We start from the raw sequence: 18,934 nt of genomic DNA, 5'->3' as shown, positions 1-18,934 counted from the left end.
ACAGCGGGCCGACCCCGCACCACCCCGCGACCGCGTCGGCCAGCCCCGCCCACCGGTCGCCCTGTACCCGTCACGGTCGGCGTGCGGCTGCTCGCCCGCCGACCGTGACGTCTTCTTCCCTGGAGCGACCATGACCGGCAGCACCGCCCCCTCCGACCCGTCCGATCGCAGCACCTCGGTCGGCGACAAGACCACCAGCTTCCGCAACAACGACGTGGACCCCGGCACCGGCGCACGCGCCAGCCGGGGCACCGTCCACGACGCCGTCGACCGCCAGCACGACCGCTTCGGGGGCATCAAGTGGGGTGCCGCGTTCTTCGGCTGGCTGTCCGCCAACGGCCTGGCCGTCCTGCTCATCGCGGCGATCTCCGCCGCCGGGGTCGCCATCGGGCTGACCGAGGGCGTCCCCTCCGTCGACGAGGCCGCGTCCAACGCCAGCGGCATCGGGATCGGCGGCGGCATCGCGCTGCTCGTCGTCCTCTTCCTGGCCTACCTGGCCGGTGGCTACGTCGCCGGCCGGATGGCCCGCTTCGACGGTGTGCGCCAGGGCATCGCGGTGTGGGTGGTCGGCCTGCTGGTCGTCCTCGCCCTGGCCATCGCCGGTGCGGTCCTCGGCTCGGAGTTCAACGTGCTCTCCGACCTGGACCTGCCGCGCATCCCGATCGACGAGGGCACCCTCACGACCGCCGGCATCATCGCCCTGGTCGCCGTCCTGCTGGTCACGCTGCTGGGCGCCGTGCTCGGCGGCAAGCTCGGTGAGCGCTACCACCGCAAGGTCGACCGGGCCGGCTTCGCCGCCTGACCGACTGCGGACCAGCCCGCTGGTCCGCACGCACAGCAGTCCAGTACCGCCACCGTTGGCCCGGGGGAAGGCCAACGGTGGCGGTACTGCTGTGTCCGGGGTCGGTCCAGCCGGGCCACGGGGCGCCTGCCGGGGTGGCTGGGGCTGGTGAGGTGACACCCCGGACACGGCCTGCGTGTTGCGCGCGTCGCAGCCGCCGGCGTCTCACATCGTGGCGCCATGGCCTTCCCCTACCGCACGGCCCGGGCCGTGATGATGGTCGGCTCGCTGAACGACCCGGCCGGCCAGACGGCGCGGCTCATCGGACCGGCGCACGCCACCCTCGGGCTCAGCGGGGCACGCGGCCGTACCGCTCTCTGCGGCGCCTACGTGGCCCGGGACGAAGCGGTGCCGTGGCCCCCGCAGGCCGAGCTCTACGACGCCCTCTGCGCCGACTGCGACACCCTCGCCCGGCTCTGACCGAGCGGGCCGCGGCGCCACCACCGCCGGTGAGCTGATCGGCGCACCGAGACCTCACCGGACATCGGCTGTCACACCCGTCCCACGAGCGGCTCGCCTGAGCGGAACGGTCCGTCCGACCAGGTACACAGACTCCATGCGCAACGCGGCCGACCTCCAGGTGAGCTCCGAGGGCCCGGCGGCGGCGTCCTCGCCGTCGGTCGCGGTCGAGCTCAGGGTCAGCCCGGTGGTCAGCTACGCGCTCGCCGCCCTCGCCGTGCCGGTCGTCTCCCGGCTCACCCTCGCCGGCAGCACGTCGACCGTCCGCGGGGCGGCGCTCCGGCTGTCCGTGCAGGACGCTCAGGGCGAGCTCGCCCCCGCCGTCGAGCGGCTGGTCGACCTCGAGGCCGGCCGCACCACGGTGATCGACGACGTCGGCCTCACCCTGGACCCCGCCACCCTCCGGCAGGGCGGGGAGCGCCGTCCGGGCTGGGTGCAGGTGGAGCTGTCGGCCGCAGGCCAGGTGCTGGCCGAGCACCGGGTGCCGGTGACGGTGCTGGCCGCCGCCCAGTGGCTGGCCACACCCCTGCCGCTGGCCCTGGAGGTGCTCGCCGCCCACGTGCAGCCGCAGCACCCGGCGATCACCGCGCTGGTCGCCGACGCCGCCACCCTCCTCCAGGAGGGCACCGACAGCAGCAGCATGACCGGCTACGCCGACGGGCCCGAACGGGTCGACGAGGTGGTCGAGGCGATCACCTGGGCGGTGCGCCGTCGCGAGGTCCGGCACGGTCAGCCGCCGGCCGACTGGACCGGGTCCGGGCAGCACGTCCGCGACCCCGGTGAGGTCCTCGACGGTCGGGCCGGCACCTGCCTGGACACCGTCCTCACCCTCGCCGCCGCCCTGGAGCACGTCGGCCTCCGCCCGCTGCTGTGGGTGGTCGAGGGGCACGCCTTCCTGGGCTACTGGCGGGAGGAGCGCAGCGCCGAGACGGCTGCGACCACCGATGTGGCAGCGCTGGTGGACCTCGTCGACCAGCGCGTGATCGGCCTGGTCGAGACCACCCTGCTCACCGACCGCGGCAACACCACGCCCGACCTGCACGGCCCGGCCTACACCGCCTGGTTGTCCGGTGACCTCTCCCGGGTCCTCGGTGTCACCGACGTCCACCGCGCCCGCCTCGACGGCGTCCGCCCGCTGCCCGTCCACACCCGCTCGGCGGACGGCTCGGTCCAGGTGGTCGAGCCGCCCTCGACCGCGGGCCAGGCCCCGACCCTCCCCGACGCCCTGACGGCGCCCGGGGCCGACCACCGCCCGCCTCTCCCGGCCCGGGTCCAGCAGTGGCAGGACGACCTGCTCGACCTCAGCCCGCGCAACCGGCTGATCGACTCCACCGAGGGCTCCGGGCTGCCGCTCACCGTGCCGCAGGACGCGCTGGCGACGCTGGCGGAACTGGTCAGCGGCGGGGCCACGCTGACCCTCCTGCCCAGTGACCGGGTCGCCGGCGTGCAGGCCGACCCCGGGGTGCGGACCGCCGGCGACCTGCCACCCCAGCAGCTGCTGCAGCAGCTCACCGAGCGTCGCTCGGTGCACGTCGACGTCCCGCACGCCGACTACCCGTCCCGGCTGCGCGGCCTCGCCCACCGGGTGCGCACGGTGGGTGAGCAGACCGGCGCCAACGGCCTGTACCTCGCCCTGGGCAGCCTGGTCTGGGAGCTCGACGGCCGCCCGCTGCGGTCACCGCTGGTGCTCGTCCCCGTCCTGCTCACCCCGCCCGCCCACGGCGGCGGGTACCGGCTGACGGTCGACGAGGCCGGGAACAGCCTGCCGAACGGCTGCCTGCTGGAGCAGCTCCGCCGGGTGCACGGGCTCACCGTGCCCGGGCTGAGCGCCCTGGCCGACGACGGCGCCGACATCGACCCGACCACGGCGGTGGAGGCGCTGCGTGCGGCGCTGGCCGCCGCCTCGCTCCCCCACCGGGTCGAGGCGACCGCGGACCTGGCCGTCCTGCCGGTCGCGGCGTACCGGCTGTGGCGTGACCTCGACGAGCACTGGGCCGAGTTCGCGTCCAACCCGCTGGTCGCCCACCTGGGGCACGCCCCGACCGAGGCCTTCGTCGACCCGGTGCCCACCCTCGCCGACCCGGTCGACCTGGACGAGCTCGCCGCGCAGTGCCCGGCGCCCGCGGACGCCGCCCAGCTGCACGCGATCGCCGAGGCCACCGCCGGCCGGACGTTCGTGCTCGAGGGCGCGCCCGGCACCGGCAAGTCCCAGACCATCACCAACCTGCTCACCCGGGCCGTCGCCGAGGGCAAGCGGGTCCTGTTCGTCGCCGGGAAGCGCGCCGCGCTGGACGTCGTCGCCCGCCGGCTCGACGCGGTCGGCATGGGCCCGTTCGCCCTCGACCTGCACGACAAGGGCAGCCGGCCGGCCGTCGTCCGGGCCCAGATCCGTGCCGCGCTGGAGCACGCGGTCGACGCCGACGCCCAGGGCATGGCGGCCGACGCCGAGGAGCTGCGGTCGGCCCGGCGCAGCCTGCAGCACTACGCGGAGCGGCTGCACGCGGACAACCCTGCGGGTCTGTCGCTCTACTCCGCCCGCACCGCCGTGCTGGCCGCGGCCCCCGACGTCGACCCGCTGCCGGTGACCGCCCGCTTCGCCGCTCGGGCCACCGCCGAGGTGGTCACCGAGGTGCACCGCGCGCTGGCGCTGCTGCCCGACATCGCCGGCCTGGCCCGCCCGTCGGCCGGGCACGCATGGGCCTTCATCGACACGATCGAGCTCGACATCACCGAGGTGCAGCAGGCCGCGGTCGCCGTGGACGCCGCCATCCGGGAGCTGCCGGGCGAGGGCGGGCTGGCCGCGGTCCTGCGGGCCGCCTGCACCCCGGAGGACCTGGACGCCCTGGTGCACCTGCTCGGCGGCCCCCGGATCGGGCTGGCCGTGCTCGACGAGGTGCGCTCCCCACGTTGGACGGCGGCCACCGACGACCTGCTCGGCGAGATCGCCGCGCTGGCCGCCGCGCCGCACCCCGGCCTGGAGGCGCTCACCCCGGCCGCCCTCGACCTGCCGCTGGCCGACCTGTTCGTGCAGGCCCAGGAGGCCGCCGCGGCGAGCTGGGTGGCGCGGCGCGGCAAGTTGGCCGCCGTCCGGGACCAGCTGACCCCGGCGCTGCGCCCGGGCGCCTCGATCAAGCCCGGCGACGTCCCCGAGCTGACCGCCGAGCTGCGGCGGGTGCAGACCGCCGTCCGGGCCCTGGCCTCGCGGGCCGCCGGCATCCCGGGGCTGCAGGTGCCGCCCGGGTGGAACCCCTTCACCGAACCGGGCCGGTCGGTGTTCGACGCCGAGGTGCGCTGGCTGCGCCGCGCCGCCGCCACGGTCGACGGCAGCGCCGGCTTCCCCGCTGCCGTACGCCGGTTCCTCACCGCCGGCCCGGTGACCGACGCCTTCGGGGCCCGCACGGTGGCCCGGCTGCGCGATTCGCTCCGCCAGCTGCTGACGGTCTGCGCCAGCAGCTCGGCGCAGTTGGGCGCGTGGAGCGGCGAGGACGGGCTGGTGCTGCGCTGGGCGATGACCCGGCCGGAGCGCGGCGTCGAGTACGTCCACCCGATGTCCCTGCGCCGGTGGGTCAGCCTGCTGGACACCCTCGAACCGCTGCGGCTGGCCGGGCTCACCGAGGCGCGGCTGCAGCTGCTGCACGGCGCGGTGCCCGCCGACGACGCGGTGCGCGCCTTCGACCGGGGGCTGGCCGACGCCTCGGTCCTCGAGCGGCAGCAAACCACCGGGCTGGACACGTTCGACGCCGGGCTGCACGAGCGCACCCTCGCCCGTTTCGGCGCAGCGTCCCGCGCCGTGCGGTCCCATCTGGTCGATGCCGTGCCCGCCGCGGTCCTGGCGGCCCGGCCGTTCGACGCCGCCAGCAGCGGTCAGGTCAGTGCCCTGCTGCGCGAGCTGGCCGAGCAGCGGCTGGGGGTGCGCGGCCTGCTCACCACCCACGGTGACCTGATCACCGCCGTCCTGCCCTGCGTGCTGGCCACGCCGGAGTCGGTGGCCCGGTTCCTCCCCGCGGTCGCCGACCGGTTCGACCTGGTCGTGTTCGACGAGGCCTCGCAGCTCCGGGTGGCCGACGCCATCGGCGCCCTGGGCCGGTCCCGGTCCGCGGTGGTGGTCGGGGACAGTGCGCAGCTGCCCCCGCTGCCCGCCGGCCTCGACGAGGACGCCGACACCGACGCGGTCCCCACCGAGGCGAGCATCCTCACCGAGTGCCTGCAGGCACGGGTGCCCCAGCAGCGGCTGACCTGGCACTACCGCAGCCAGGACGAGTCGCTGATCGCCTTCAGCAACGCCCGGTACTACGGCGGCCGGCTCTCCTCCTTCCCGGCGCCGGTGCACGGGCCGGCCTCTGCCGCCCCGGACGGCCACGGGGTCTCCCTGGTGCAGGTCGAGGGCACCTTCGTGCGCTCCGGCCCGGGCCTGCGCACCAACCCGGTGGAGGCCCGCGCGGTCGTCGCCGAGGTCGTGCGCCGGTTCTCCTCCGCCGCCCCGGCGGTGCCGTCGATCGGGGTGATCGCCTCGACCGCGCCGCAGCGGACGCTGATCGAGGAGCTGCTGCGCGACTCCGGTGACGAGCGCGTGGTCGACGCGCTGGACCGCAGCGACGGCGAGGGGCTCTTCGTCAAGGGCCTGGACGACGTGCAGGGTGACGAGCGGGACGTCGTGTTCCTCTCCACCGTGTTCAGCGCCGACGCGCGCGGCCGGCTGCCCCTGGACCTCGGGCTGCTGAGCCGCAGCGGCGGGGAGCGGCGGCTGAACGTGGCCGTCACCCGCGCCCGCCGGCAGGTCGTCGTCGTCAGCTCCTTCGCCCCCGAGCAGCTGGACGCCGAGCAGACCACGTCGACGGGGGTCGAGCACCTGCGCGCCTACCTCGACCTCGCCGCCCGCGGCACCGATGCACTCCCCCGCACCGGGACGTCGCTCGACCGGCACCGCGACGACGTGGCCGCCGCGCTGCGCGCCCGGGGACTGGTGGTGCGCACCGACGTCGGCCTGTCGGGCTTCCGCCTCGACCTGACCGTCGCCCGCGAGTCGGCGCCGGACGCCCCGGTGCTGGCCGTGCTGCTCGACGGCCCGGCCTGGGCGGGGCGCCAGACGGTCGGGGACCGCGACGGCCTCCCGGTCGAGGTGCTCCGGGAGCTGCGCTGGCCGGCGGTGGAGCGGGTGTGGCTGCCGAGCTGGCTGGCCGACCGCGAGGCCGTGCTGACCGCGCTCGAGGCGGTGGTGGAGGCGGCGTCCCCCGCCCCGGCAGCCGTCGAGCCCCAGGTCCGGGTCGAGGTCGAGGAGCCGCCCTACGACGGCCCGCTGGCCGACGTCATCCCGCTCCGCCCGCTCGCGGCCCGGGTCACGCCGGCCCCCGAGCCCGACCCCGACCCCGTCGTGGTCGAGCCCGTCGTGGCCGAGACGGACCCCGAGCCGGTCGCCGTCGCCGAACCGGCCGCCGTCCCGGAGCCGGTCGCCCCGCAGCCGGCGGAGACGCCGGCGACGGCCCCGCCGAAGCGCGCCGCCGGGACGTCGCCGAAGGCGCCGGCCAAGGCCGCCCGCACCCGTGCGCCGCTGGACGAGGAACAGCCGTTCATCGCCTGGACGCCGAAGCCCGCCGGGGAGAAGAAGCAGCTGGACCAGCTGAGCGACCCCGCCGTCGCCCGGCTGGTCCGCCGGGTGCTCACCGCCGGGCTCAAGGCGGAGGGCCCGGTGCACCGCGACCGGCTGGCCCGGCTCACCGCCGCGGCGTTCGGGCTGTCCCGGGTGACCGAGGCCCGGCGGGACGCGCTGCTGGCGCTGCTGCCGGCCACCGCCGTCGACGGCGACTTCCTGTGGCCGGCCTCGATCGACCGGGAGACGTGGCACTGGTTCCGCCGTCAGGCCAGCAGCACCGCTCGCCCGCTGGAGCACGTGGCGCCGCAGGAGATCGCCAACGCGATGGTGGCGCTGTGCCGGGCCGGCACCGGCCTGTCCCGCGACGAGCTGCAGCTCCGGACGCTCGAGGTCTTCGGCCACCGCCGGCGCACCGCGGCCCTGCTGCCGCTGCTGGACGCCGCCCTGGCCGACGCCCTGGCCGCCGGGCGGCTCACCGAGCAGCCGTCCGGTCTGCTCAGCGCCTGAGGCCGTCCAGCGGGTTGGCTCGCACCCGGTCGGCGAAGCCCTCGGCGACGAACTGCCCGGCCAGGGACGAGGGCTTGCGGCGCGCCTGCTCGGCGAAGCAACCGAGGAACTCCTCGGCCAGCCCCAGCCGGGGGTGGGCGTCCAGCACCTCGGCCCGGAACGCGGCCGGCCAGTCGTCGGGACGGCGGCCGGAGACGTCCAGCCCGGTGGCCAGCTCGAGCAGGTGGCCCTCCGGGTCGGCCGCGACGTCCACCTCCGGTGCCATGTGGGCGACGATGACCTCGGCGGTGCGGCGACGGCGGCCGGCGTCCCACCCGGCGCCCGCGCCGAAGACCCAGGCGACCGCGCCGCCGGCCTCCTCGAACGGCACGGTGGCGCTGTCGAAGGCCGGCACCAGCCCGATGTCGTGCAGCATCGCCGCGACGTAGAGCAGCTCGGCGTCGAAGGCGATCCCACGCTCCCGGCCGTACTCGGCGGCCCAGAGGTGGGCGCGCCGGCAGTGGTTCAGCAGCGCGGGTGAGTGGAAGGCCTGGGCCACCTCGAACGCGGAGGTGGCAGCGGCGGTGTCGGGGACGAGGTCGTCGAGGGGCACGGACGGCAGTCTGGCCGCCGACCGTGCCCTCCGTCCCGGGTCCGGCCCGTCGTGGCAGGAACCCCGCGATCGGCGGCGGGATCGACCCCGTCAGGTCAGCCGGCCGGCGGCCAGCCGGTGCTCTGCAGCCACCCGGGCAGGTCGTGCAGGTCGGGCACCAGCGCCCGGCTGGCGGCCAGATCACCCTGGTAGGCGGGGAGCTCGGCGAACCAGCGGAACATCCGGGTCATGTCCTCGTCCCCGCCGAGCACCGCCAGCGGCAGCGCCTCGTAGCGGCCGGGCAGTCCCGCTGCGGCTCCGAACGCGGCGGCGATCTGCGCACCGGTCCGCTCGTCGCCGACGAGCTCGACCGAGCCGCCGGGCACCTGGCCGGGCTCCCGCAGCAGCGCTGCGGCGGCGACGCCGATGTCCTGGACGGCGACCATCTGCAGCGGCACGTCCGCCGGGAGCGGCAGCCGCACCACGACCACGCCGTCCTCCACCGTCGGGCCCTGGGCGGTCAGGTTGTCCAGGAAGAAGACCGGTCGGAGGAAGGTGGCGGGCACCCCCAGCGCCGCGATGTGCTCCTCCACCCGGCGCTTGCTCTCGAAGTGCGGCACGCCGGTCTCCCGTTCCGCGCCGCCGACCGAGCTGTACACCAGGTGCCCGACACCCGACTCGGCTGCGGCATCGGCGAGTGCCCGGCCGTCCTGCACCTCCCCGTCGACGCCGCGCTCGTCGGCGAAGGTGGTCATCGCGAACACCCGGTCGGCTCCGCGGAACGCGGTGCGCAGCGACTCCGGGTCGCGGAGGTCGGCGTGGACCAGGTCGGCGCCGCGTGCGGCCAGCGCCTGGGCCGTGGCCTTGCCGGGGTCGCGTACCAGCGCGCGGACCCGCACGCCGGCGGCGAGCAACGCCCGCGCGGTCGCCCCGCCCTGCTGTCCGGTCGCGCCGACGACGGCGACGAGCGGGCCGTCGTTGCTGGGGATGCTGCTGTCCATGCTGTACTCCCTCGGACCAGGGACCGCCTCGCGCGGTTCCTGTAGCCGACTAACCAATAGCCGGCTGTATTTCATTCCGGGGGTGGGCACACTGGAGCAGGAGTACGCGCACGGTGCGTCGTCGGTCGCGGCGGTCGGGCCGGTGAGCGCGCTGATCCCGGCGGTCGCGCGGGCGCACCGCACGCTGGCGGGGACCCTGCTGCGGGAGGTCGGCCTCTACCCAGGCCAGGAGCTCCTGCTGATGCAGCTCTGGGAGCATGAGCCGCGCTCCCCCGGCGAACTCGCCCGAGCGCTGCGGGTCGAGCCGCCGACTGCGGTCAAGGCGGTCTCCCGACTGGAGGACGCGGGGTTCGTGCAGCGGGAACGGTCGACCGACGACCGTCGGGTGGTGCTGGTGTCGCTGACCGCGAGCGGCCGGGCGCTGCGTGCGCGGGTCGAGCAGATCTGGGCCGAGCTGGAGCGGCGCACGGTCGGGGACCTCAGTCAGGCCGACCGCGCGCGGCTGATCGAGCTGTTGGGCTCGATCAGCCGCAACGTCGGTGACGTCGGCCCGGACCCGTGCGGGCCCTGACCTCGTCCCGGCGAGGGGAGACGCTGGGTCAGCCGCGACGGCTGGTGCCGGTGCCGCCGCTCTTCTTGCCGCGCATCGAGGAGATGGCGTTCTTGATCTTGGCCTGGTTCTGCGGCTTCTTCGCCTCTGTCATGGCCTTCTTGGCGACCGCGCCCTTGGTGAGCTTGCTGATCAGTCCCATGGTGTTCTCCTTCGTCTCGTCTGCCCGCTGTTCCCCTGTCGGTGCCCGCCCAGCGCGCGCTCAACCGGCCCCGGGGGGTCTCGTTCAGCTGGACGCCGGTCGGCCCTCGCCGGCGTCCCGAGCTGCATCCCCGTCCTCGTCCTCGTCGTCCGGCGCGTCCCCCAGACCGCTGTCCCGGGCCAACAGGTAGGTCGCACCGCCCAGCAGGGCCCCGGCGATCACCGAGAGGACCACGACCACCGGCGGGCTCACGGGGCCGAGCGCCCAGGTGAGCAGCGACCGGGAGCGGGAGGTCGGGTCCGCCAGGACCACACCCACGAAGACGGCGGCCAGCAGACCCGCCCCGGCCGCGAAGACGGCGGAGGCCCGGCCGGTCCACCCCAGGCGGTCGGCGAGCTCCCGGGCGGCCCGCACGATCCGGCCGGCCCGCAGCACCCGGAGCGCGCCGACCGCACGGACCAGCCGGAGCAGCTGGACCGGTCCGACGGCGAGCACGATCGCCACCAGCACGGCGAAGCTGAGCGCCAGCAACCCCACGTGCCCCCGGATCCAGGCACGCTTGTCCTCGGCCACGACCAGCAGCACGACCGCCTCGCCGACGAGCACGACCCCGCTGGCGACGTCCACCCAGCGGCCGGCGGTGCCCAGCGGACCGCCGGCGAAGGTCAGGAACATCGCCGGCACCGAGGCCAGCGCCGCGACCAGGACGGGGAGTGCCAGACGGCGCTCCCACCGTTCCTCCCGGCTCACGGCGCACCTCGCACAGGGGTCAGGACGACGGGGTCAGCGAACGCACCCGCTCGATGAGCTCGCTCTCGCAGACCTCGAGGAACCCGTCCGGGTCCGGACCTGCGTTCTGGAAGACGAGGTGGTCGAAACCGGCGTCGACGTAGGGCTGCGCCTGCTGCACGTGCCGGTCGAGGTCCGGGCCGCAGGAGAACTGGCCCTTGACGTCTTCGGCGGTCACCGTGCTGCTGGCGGCGTCGAAGTTGACCGGGTTGGGCAGCTCGCTCATCACCTTCCAGCCGGACAGCGCCCAGCGGCTGGTCTTCAGCGCCTCCTGCGCGGCGGCGTCCTCGTCCGGCGCCCAGGCCATCGGCACCTCGGCGTACTTCGGGCCGCTGCCCCCGTGCTCGGCGTAGGCCTCGACGAGCTCGGCCTTCGGCTCGGTGGCGAACAGCCCGCTCCCGTACTGGGCCGCGAGCTTGGAGGCCCCCGGGCCGCCGCTGGCGACGGCGATCACCGGCAGCTGGTCGGGCAGGTCGAACACCCGGGCGTCCTCCAGCGTGAGGTACTCCCCCTCGTAGGACTGGTAGCCGCCCTGCCACAGCAGGTTGATGATCTCCAGCGCCTCGCGGAGCATGTGGTGCCGGATCCGGACGGCGGGCCAGCCGCCCCCGACCACGTGCTCGTTGAGCCGTTCGCCGGACCCGATGCCCAGGGTGAAGCGGTTGCCGGAGAGCAGCTGCACGGTGGCGGCGGCCTGGGCGATGATCGCCGGGTGGTACCGGATCATCGGGCAGGTCACGCCGGTGGCCAGGCCGATCCGCTCGGTCTTCGCCGCCATGCTCCCGAGCATCGACCAGGTGAACCCGCTGTGGCCCTGCTCCTCCAGCCACGGGTGGTAGTGGTCGCTCAGCTCGACGAAGTCGAAGCCGGCCTCCTCGGCCGCCACCGTCTGCTCGACGATCTCCGTGGGGCTGAACGCCTCGGTGGCGAGCTTGTAGCCGACCTGCATGGGGAGTCCCTCCGTCGTCACCTGCCGTCTGGACGGCGGTGCCCGGGAGGTCGGCAGCGGAAACCGGCCGGTCAGCCGACGACCAGGCCCCAGGGGTCGGCGTCCACCTCGTCGGCCTGGGCACGGGTCAGCTCACCGACGTCCACCAGCCGGTCCAGCACGTGCTCCTGCCGGCCGGCGGCCCGGTCGGGGTGCCGCACCGGGTCGTAGCCGCTCGGGGCCTGCAGCAGGCCGGCCAGCAGCGTGGCCTGGGCCCAGCTGAGCTCCTCGGGCGGCACGCCGAAGTACCCCTGCGCCGCCGCGGTGGCACCGGTGAAGCCGTGCCCGAAGTAGGCGTCGTCCAGGTACATCCGGAGCACGGCGTCCTCGCTCCAGGTGCGGTCCAGCTTCAGCGCCAGCACCACCGCGGAGACCCGGTCGGTGAACCCGTTCTCCCCGCCCTCGTAGACGTTCTTCGCCAGCTGCTGGTGCAGCGTCGACCCGCCCAGGTCGACGCCGGTCAGCGCTCCGCGGGCCGCCCGCACCACCCCGCGCGGGTCGACGCCCGGGTGGCTGCGGAAGTGGCTGTCCTCGGTGGCCAGCACGGCCGCCGACAGCCGCGCCGGCAGTGGCCCGGACAGCGGCGGCGCTGCGGCGGCCGCCAGCCGGGCGTCCACCCGGTCCCGGGCGTCGCCGACGTCGGGGGTCAGCTGCCAGGCCACGGCGAGGAAGAGCAGCCCGACGAGGACGAGGGCCACCACGGCCCGGACCGCGCGGCGCAGCACCCGGCGCCCCCAGGACACCCGCCGTGGCCGCGGGGCCGGTGCGGGCGACCAGGTGGGCCGGGACGCCGTCGTCACCACGCCGGCCCACCGACGGACGTCGGGGCGTGCGGTGCGGACATCGGGTGCTCCTCGGCTGGGGTGCGGTGCTCCCCCAGTCGACCGCAGTCCACCCGCGGCGCGCATCGGCCCGCGCGCTGACCTCCGTCGTCCCACCTGCACCCCCGGGCGGACCCCCTCCTCCGCTCCTGGGTGGACCCCGGTCAGGCCGGGGTGGCCAGCCGGGCCAGCAGCCGGTCCAGGAACGGCACCTGGCCCTTGACGAGCTTGGCCCGCGCCTCCGCGACCGGGAACCACCCGGCCCGGTCGATCTCGGGGAACTGCTGGACCCGGCCCGACCGGGGCGGCCACTCCAGGTCGAAGGTGTTGCTGGTGCAGGCTGCGGCGTCCAGGTCGCCCGCCGCGGCGAAGACGGTGAGCAGCTTGCCGCTGGTCACCCGCAGCTCACCGAGGTCGAGGAACTCCTGCGCCGGCACCGGCGAGCCGAGCTCCTCGACGAACTCCCGGCGGGCCACGTCCAGCGGCTCCTCCCCCGGGTCGTGCTCGCCCTTGGGGATCGACCACCCGCCGTCGTCCTTGCGCGCCCAGAACGGGCCACCCATGTGGCCGAGCAGCACCTCGACCCCACCGTCGCTGGAGACCCGGTGGAGCAGCACCCCGGCGCTGCGCGTGACTGGCACGCCCGGCAGCTTCGCACGGGGCCGGCCGGGTGAAGCGGGTGCGGGTCCAGCCGGCATCGCGTTGACTGCCCCGGCCGCGCGGCACCACCGACACCCCCGCAGGTCCACCAAAATGGCCATTTTGGTGGACGGGGTGGAACACACGGGAAGGGACCATGGAGACCATCAACGGACGGCTGCTGAGCTGGGCGTCCATCCTCGACCCCGGCACCCGCGAGCAGGCCGAGCGGACCGCGGCGATGCCGTTCATCCGCCCGTACCTGGCGCTGATGCCCGACGCCCACCTGGGCAAGGGCGCGACCGTCGGCTCGGTCATCCCCACCGAGGGCACCATCATCCCGGCCGCGGTCGGCGTCGACATCGGCTGCGGGATGATGGCGGTGCGCACCCAGTTCGACGCATCTGCCCTCGCCGGCCGGGACCTGTCCGTGCTGCACGGGCAGATCTCCCGCTCGGTGCCGCTGTCGGCCGGGCGGAACAACAAGGCGGTCCGGCCCACCGCCGAGCCCCGGGTCGCCGAGCTCCGCGCGCTGCCCGGCATCGCCCAGGCCGATGGCGCCGCCGGCAACTGGCCGCTGCAGCTGGGCTCGCTCGGCTCGGGCAACCACTTCATCGAGGTGTCGCTGGACGAGCAGGACCGGGTGTGGCTGTTCCTGCACTCCGGCTCCCGCGGGGTCGGCAACAAGCTCGCGTCGGTGCACATCCGCCGGGCCCAGGAGTGGTGCCGGGCGCAGGGGGTCGAGCTGGCCGACCGCGACCTGGCGTACCTGCAGGAGGGGACGCCGGAGTTCGACGCGTACCTGGAGGCGCTGCGCTGGGCGCAGCGGTTCGCCTTCCTCAACCGCGAGGAGATGATGGACCGGGTCGTCGAGCAGCTGGGCCGGTTCGTCCGGGACGACGTCCAGCGGCTGGAGACGGTGAACTGCCACCACAACTACACCGAGCGCGAGCGGCACGACGGGCGCGAGGTGTGGCTGTCCCGCAAGGGCGCGATCTCCGCCCGCCGGGGGCAGGCCGGGCTGATCCCCGGCTCGATGGGGACGGCGTCCTACGTCGTCTCCGGGCTGGGCAACGCGACGGCGCTGATGTCGGCCCCGCACGGGGCCGGCCGCAACCACTCGCGGAACGCCGCCCGCCGGCTGTTCAGCCGGGCGGACTTGGAGCAGCGGATGACCGGGATCGCCTGGGGGCACTCCGACGCGTTCCTGGACGAGCACCCGGATGCGTACAAGCCGATCGACCAGGTGATGGCCGACGCGGCCGACCTGGTGGAGGTCCGGCACACGCTGCGCCAGGTCGTCAACGTCAAGGGCGACTGAAGAAGGAGCCGGTCAGCTGGTGACCAGACCCCAGTCGTCGGCAGCGATCTCGGCGGCCTCGTCGCGGCCCAGCACGCCCTCGTCGACCAGCCGGCCCAGCACGTGGGCCTGCCGCTGGCCGGCGAGGGCCGGGGACACCAGCGGGTCGTAGGCGGTGGGCGCGGCGAACAGGCCGGCGAGCAGCGTCGCCTGCGCCCAGCTTAGCTGGTCGGGCGGCACCCCGAAGTAGCCCTGGGTGGCCGCGGTCAGCCCGACGAAGCCGTGGCCGTAGTACCCGTTGTCCAGGTACATCCGCAGCAGCTCGTCCTTGCTGTACGCAGCGTCCAGCTTGAGCGCGAGGACGACGGCCTCGGCCTTCTGCACCGGGCCGTTCTCCCCGCCCAGGTACACGTTCTTGGCCAGCTGCTGCACCAGCGTCGACCCGCCCTGGTCGGTGCCTGACACCAGCCCCCAGAACGCCCGGACCGCCCCGGTCGGGCTCACCCCGAGGTGGCTGGTGAAGCCGGTGTCCTCGGTCGCGAGCAGGGCCTGCACGAAGGCCGGGGCAGGCTCCACCCGCAGCGGGGGCGCACCCTGCTCGGCCAGGTGCGCCGCGACCCGCGCCGCGGCGTCGTCGACCGGCGGCGTCCGCGCCCAGCCGATGCCGACCACGGCCACGCCCAGGAAGACCAGCACCAGGGCCAGCCCACCGAGGCGGCGCAGCACCCGCCGGGGCCACGACCGCCGGGGCGGCGGTGGCTCGGCGGTCGCCCGGGCACGCTGCAGGGTGCCTGCTGACACCGGTCGACCACCTTCCCGTCCGGCCGAACCAGGACCGGGACGGCACCGATCATGATCGGTGCCGTGGTCGGGTCCGGGGAGCCCGGACGGCGGCCGGAGCGGCCCTGGGCGCCGGACTCCACCCTTCCGGGGGACGCACGGGGCGGGCGTCGCTCAGCGGACTGTCACTCCGGCAGCGGCCAGGGGCGCTCCTCGCTGATGCCGAGCCCGGTGCTGCAGAGGCGGTCCGGGTCGATGTCCTGCGGGCGGAAGTAGACCGTCGAGGCGGTGACGTCGTCGCCGAAGTCCCGTGGGGAGTCCGCCGTCGGCGGGGCCACCAGCACCGGCTGGGTCGACTCGATCGAAAAGCGGATGACCCGGGTGAACTGGCAGTCGGTGGCGACCGACACGATGCTGAACTCGATCGGCGGGCGACCGGTGCCGCGCACGATGTTGTCCAGCCCGCCGGCCCCGGTCGAGCCCTCGACGAGATCGATCACCCCGTCCTCGTCCTGCACCTCGGAGCTGTCGTTCTGGGCGTGGACGTGGCCGGAGATCGTCTGCCGGACCCGCCCGGGGAGCACCTCGCGCACCTCCTCGGCGGCGACCGGCTCGTGGACGGCGAAGACGTCGATCGTCTCCAGGGCATCGGCGGGTTCCCCCGTCTCGGCGTCGATGCCGTCCAGCACGGCGGAGCCGTCGCCGACGAGGGGGTCGTCACGGCCTGCCACCGCGCCGTCGGCGGGGGCCTCGTCGAGGACGATCTCCTCGCTCGCCGGGATCTCCTCGTCCTCCAGCACGCCGAGGGCCTCCCGCACCGCCTCGCGCTGCAGCGGCTCCACCACGTCGGCCGCATCGGCGCCGTACCGGCCGGGGCCGCCGTAGACCCGGGGGTCCGACAGGCCGGCGACGGTGAGCCCGTAGGCGTCCACGACGCCGGCGGTCACGGCGTAGCCGTCCGCGGTGGCGACCTTGTCGCCCAGCACGGTGACGCCCGGCACGGAGCGCATGACCTCGACCGTGGCCGGGGAGTCGTGGTTGCCGGCCACCCAGAGCATCGGGGCGGTCTCGGTGAGGGCGGCGACCGCCTCCAGGTAGGCCGGGGTCAGCTCCTGGCGGGTGCCGAAGGCGCTCTCGTCGCCGGCGTTGACGATCAGGTCGACGTCGTAGTTGGCCGCGTACCGCGCCACCAGCGGGTAGTTCGCCGACAGGTGCATGTCGGAGATGGTCATGATCTGCAGCGCCGTCTCCGGCGTCTGGTCGTCCTCGATCTGGGCCTGCAGCGCCGCCTGGATGCCGACCACCGAGCCGAGCACGTCCAGGGCCTTGTTCGACTGGCTGTAGTAGGCGCTCAGCTCACTGGGGAACAGCTGCGCCGCGGCGAGCGTGCCGGTCAGCTGCGAGTCCCGCACCCAGTTCGGGTTGTAGCTGAGCACCCCGTACCCGGCGACGGTCACCGTGACGGCGGCGGCGCCAGCGGCCTGCAGCGACCGGTACCGCAGCTCGTGCGGGCGGCGCGGCAGGCCTCGCAGGTAGCGGACCGACATGTTGATCGCGGCGGCGATGAGCAGACCGGAGACGAGGCCCAGCAGGAACTCGGCGATCAGCCAGGTGGCGATCCGCGGCAGCTGGGCGGTGAAGTCGGCCTGCATCCGCTCCACGAAGCCGGGCAGGTCGCCGCCGGCCAACCTGGTGAGCTGCAGGACGTCGACGTCGACCGGGCTGATGTGCACGCCGAAGGGCACCCCGCTGACCTCGGGGAACTCCCAGCTGCCCAGCGTGGTGTCGGCGCTGAGCCCCGGCCGGCTGAGCAGCGTGCCGCGGACCTCGAACGGCACGCCCTGCACGGTCGCCTCGTACGGGAACGCGCGCAGCGCCGCAGCGGCGCAGACCAGCGGCAGGACCAGCCGCAGCGCCCACCGCAGCACCACCTGGACGACGCGGGAGACGACCTGTCCGGTGCGCCGGGCGATCCGCTCCGCCTCCTGACGGCGGGTGAACGGGAGAGGGAGGGGGAGCTGGTCGCCGCCGCGGGTGCTGGACATCGGGGTCGATTCTCGCGCGTGGTGCGACGCGCCGCCCCCCTGCCCTGCCTCTCCGGCGCGTCCGGCAGGGGGTCATCGACCCGGAGGGCGGGGCCGGAGGTGACACGCTCCCGGCCCGGCGTGGGACGCTGGACCCTGACCGACGACGACGCGCTCGCTGACTCGCCGCCGACGAACGGGGCTCCCTTGGCACTGATCACCTGCCCCACCTGCAATTCCGAGGAGATCTCGGGCAAGCCGCAGCCGGACGGCCGCCTGCTGATCCACTGCGATGACTGCGGCGCCGAGTGGCTGCGCGGGGAGACCCGCCGCGACCCGGCCCGGCCCGCCGTGCAGTCGTTCGACTCCCTGCAGGCGGCCTTCCCCACCCCGGCCGACGTCCGTCCCGACGTGCGGGAGCGGGTGATGCTGCTGCAGTCGGAGTTCGCCATGGACCGGCCCGAGCCGGACCCGGACGTCGAGCCCTACCGCGAGCGGTACGCGGCGCTGTTCTCCCGCGAGAACCTGTCGTCGGCGACGCCGGAGCAGCTGCTGCACTTCGCCAACTCCACGACCGTCGCCGACCCGGGCAACGTGTCCGGCTTCAACCGGGCGTGGAAGACCGCCGGCCCGGACAAGGCGGCCGCGCAGGTGCGGCAGACGATCGAGCACCTGCTGTACGGGCCGGAGAGCCTGCGTCTCGAGGACCGGATGACCCAGCTGATCGACGGCAGCAAGAAGGGCCTGGGCTTCCCGTCGTTCAAGGAGGCGCTGCTGACCAAGGTCCTCTGCGTCGTGGAGCCCGAGCGCTTCCTGCCCGTGGTGCGGTACACCGCCGCGAACGGCGGCAAGAAGGAGCTGGCCAAGACGGTCTTCGAGCTGGACCTCCCGCCGGTGGAGAAGACGGCGTGGACCAGCGGCCGGCTGGCGGTCTGGAGCAATGACCTGCTCCGCTCACTGGTCGGCAACGACCTCCCGGACCTGCAGCAGGCGGCGCGCTTCCTGCAGTGGGCCAAGGACCGCCCGGTGATGTCCCGCAGCGACAGCTGACCGCCCGCAGCGACAGCTGACCGCCCCGCCCCGGCCTCCCGGATGCGGGGCGTTCAGCCGACGGCGACCGCGCCACCGGAGTTGGGCACCAGCTCGACCCAGGTGTTCCCCGGAGCCAGCCGGACCGGGTTGCCATCGGCCCCGCGCAGCACCACGCGGTCCCCGACGCCGGTCTTGACCCAGGTGGCGGCCACCGTCTTGCCGCCGGTGGCGACGAGGGCCTCCCCCTCCCCGACCAGCACGGTCTCCGGCACCGCGTTGCCGGCCGGGTCGCGGGCCGCAGTCGCCCGGACGTCCACCCGCAGCACGACGACGTTGGTGGCGGCCAGCCGGGCACCGTCGGCCCCGACGGCCGGGGTGCTGCCCTCGGTCCGCAGCCACCGGGCGTCCGGTGGGCTCCAGGTCCACTGCGGGCGGCTGACCCGGGACAGGGTCAGCGCCAGGTTCGTCGCCGGCGTGCCGGCGGTCACCGCGGTGGCCTCCTCCGCCGTGGCGGCCAGGTCGAACTGCGGTGGCGGCGCCGCCTGGTGGGCGGGGTCGGACTGGGCCAGGAGGCGCAGCGGGTCGGCGTGCACGTTGTGCGGCGCAGGCCGGTCGCTGGTGCGGAAGAAGCCGTCGGCGCCGGCGTCGTTGCTGAGCACCTGCATCCCGGCGGCGGCGATCGCATCCACGTAGCCGGCCTGGCCACCGGAGAAGGCGAACAGGCCGTGCAGCGGCGCGGCGATCGCCGGGTCCATCGGACGCACGGAACGGATCGGCCCGATCTGGGCCGGCAGGGTCGAGTGGTAAACCGCGACGTAGCGGGGGATGCCGCCCTCGACG

At 75.0% G+C, this 18,934-nt stretch carries 16 protein-coding genes; 6 read left to right on the top strand and 10 right to left on the bottom strand.

The window, feature by feature from the left end; all coding sequences use genetic code 11:
- The first annotated feature begins 130 nt into the window (after window positions 1-130).
- From G5C62_RS05750 to G5C62_RS05740, 3 genes are all read left to right on the top strand, one after another.
- The gene (locus G5C62_RS05750) at window positions 131-802 is read left to right on the top strand and encodes a hypothetical protein (RefSeq protein WP_164700253.1); all 672 of its coding nucleotides are present in this window, start codon (window positions 131-133) and stop codon (window positions 800-802) included.
- Between the two features lie 219 nt (window positions 803-1,021).
- The gene (locus tag G5C62_RS05745; RefSeq protein WP_036337084.1) at window positions 1,022-1,261 is read left to right on the top strand and encodes a hypothetical protein; all 240 of its coding nucleotides are present in this window, start codon (window positions 1,022-1,024) and stop codon (window positions 1,259-1,261) included.
- Between the two features lie 136 nt (window positions 1,262-1,397).
- Window positions 1,398-7,397, top strand: coding sequence for a DUF4011 domain-containing protein (locus G5C62_RS05740; protein ID WP_164700252.1), 6,000 nt, complete (start codon window positions 1,398-1,400; stop codon window positions 7,395-7,397).
- On the opposite strand, the gene G5C62_RS05735 is transcribed toward G5C62_RS05740, so the two are convergent.
- Window positions 7,387-7,989 carry an HD domain-containing protein gene (locus G5C62_RS05735; protein WP_164700251.1) on the bottom strand — a complete coding sequence of 201 codons (603 nt, stop codon included), beginning with the start codon at window positions 7,987-7,989 and terminating at the stop codon, window positions 7,387-7,389. The two genes, G5C62_RS05740 and G5C62_RS05735, sit on opposite strands and share 11 nt — an antisense overlap.
- A 95-nt stretch (window positions 7,990-8,084) precedes the next feature.
- Window positions 8,085-8,969 (bottom strand): NmrA/HSCARG family protein, encoded by an 885-nt coding sequence (locus G5C62_RS05730; RefSeq protein WP_164700250.1) that lies wholly within the window; start codon window positions 8,967-8,969, stop codon window positions 8,085-8,087.
- Window positions 8,970-9,051: 82 nt separating this feature from the next.
- On the opposite strand from G5C62_RS05730, the gene G5C62_RS05725 reads away from it, so the two are divergent.
- Complete coding sequence (locus G5C62_RS05725) at window positions 9,052-9,540, top strand: MarR family winged helix-turn-helix transcriptional regulator (RefSeq protein ID WP_164700249.1); 489 nt, start codon at window positions 9,052-9,054, stop codon at window positions 9,538-9,540.
- A 28-nt stretch (window positions 9,541-9,568) separates the two neighbouring features.
- Here the strand turns inward: G5C62_RS05725 and G5C62_RS05720 are convergent, their stop codons facing one another.
- From G5C62_RS05720 to G5C62_RS05700, 5 genes are all read right to left on the bottom strand, one after another.
- The gene (locus G5C62_RS05720; protein WP_164700248.1) at window positions 9,569-9,721 is read right to left on the bottom strand and encodes a hypothetical protein; all 153 of its coding nucleotides are present in this window, start codon (window positions 9,719-9,721) and stop codon (window positions 9,569-9,571) included.
- Window positions 9,722-9,805: 84 nt separating this feature from the next.
- Window positions 9,806-10,471 (bottom strand): hypothetical protein, encoded by a 666-nt coding sequence (locus G5C62_RS05715; protein WP_206330489.1) that lies wholly within the window; start codon window positions 10,469-10,471, stop codon window positions 9,806-9,808.
- A gap of 19 nt (window positions 10,472-10,490) precedes the next feature.
- Window positions 10,491-11,459, bottom strand: a complete 969-nt coding sequence (locus tag G5C62_RS05710; protein WP_164700247.1) for a TIGR03557 family F420-dependent LLM class oxidoreductase — start codon at window positions 11,457-11,459, stop codon at window positions 10,491-10,493.
- 71 nt (window positions 11,460-11,530) lie between these two features.
- Window positions 11,531-12,301, bottom strand: coding sequence for a biosynthetic peptidoglycan transglycosylase (locus G5C62_RS05705; protein WP_164700246.1), 771 nt, complete (start codon window positions 12,299-12,301; stop codon window positions 11,531-11,533).
- 182 nt (window positions 12,302-12,483) lie between these two features.
- Window positions 12,484-12,960, bottom strand: a complete 477-nt coding sequence (locus G5C62_RS05700; protein ID WP_206330488.1) for an NUDIX domain-containing protein — start codon at window positions 12,958-12,960, stop codon at window positions 12,484-12,486.
- 155 nt (window positions 12,961-13,115) lie between these two features.
- Here G5C62_RS05700 and G5C62_RS05695 point away from each other — a divergent pair, with 155 nt between their 5' ends.
- A complete protein-coding gene (locus G5C62_RS05695) occupies window positions 13,116-14,279 on the top strand; it encodes an RtcB family protein (protein ID WP_164700244.1) in 1,164 nt (387 codons plus the stop codon).
- A 12-nt stretch (window positions 14,280-14,291) separates the two neighbouring features.
- Here the strand turns inward: G5C62_RS05695 and G5C62_RS05690 are convergent, their stop codons facing one another.
- Both G5C62_RS05690 and G5C62_RS05685 read right to left on the bottom strand, forming a co-directional pair.
- A complete protein-coding gene (locus tag G5C62_RS05690; RefSeq protein WP_164700243.1) occupies window positions 14,292-15,059 on the bottom strand; it encodes a biosynthetic peptidoglycan transglycosylase in 768 nt (255 codons plus the stop codon).
- 164 nt (window positions 15,060-15,223) lie between these two features.
- A complete protein-coding gene (locus G5C62_RS05685; protein WP_164700242.1) occupies window positions 15,224-17,083 on the bottom strand; it encodes a metallophosphoesterase in 1,860 nt (619 codons plus the stop codon).
- A 120-nt stretch (window positions 17,084-17,203) separates the two neighbouring features.
- Here G5C62_RS05685 and G5C62_RS05680 point away from each other — a divergent pair, with 120 nt between their 5' ends.
- Window positions 17,204-18,112: a hypothetical protein gene (locus tag G5C62_RS05680; protein WP_052091332.1), complete on the top strand. Its 909-nt coding sequence runs from the start codon at window positions 17,204-17,206 to the stop codon at window positions 18,110-18,112.
- A 53-nt stretch (window positions 18,113-18,165) separates the two neighbouring features.
- On the opposite strand, the gene G5C62_RS05675 is transcribed toward G5C62_RS05680, so the two are convergent.
- Window positions 18,166-18,934: DUF3048 C-terminal domain-containing protein (locus tag G5C62_RS05675; protein WP_164700241.1), on the bottom strand; the 769-nt coding region annotated here is incomplete at its 5' end.

Source organism: Modestobacter sp. KNN46-3 (assembly GCF_011039295.1).
The sequence above is the reverse complement of the archived record's forward strand: the minus strand, read 5'-3'. Positions and strand labels throughout refer to the sequence as shown.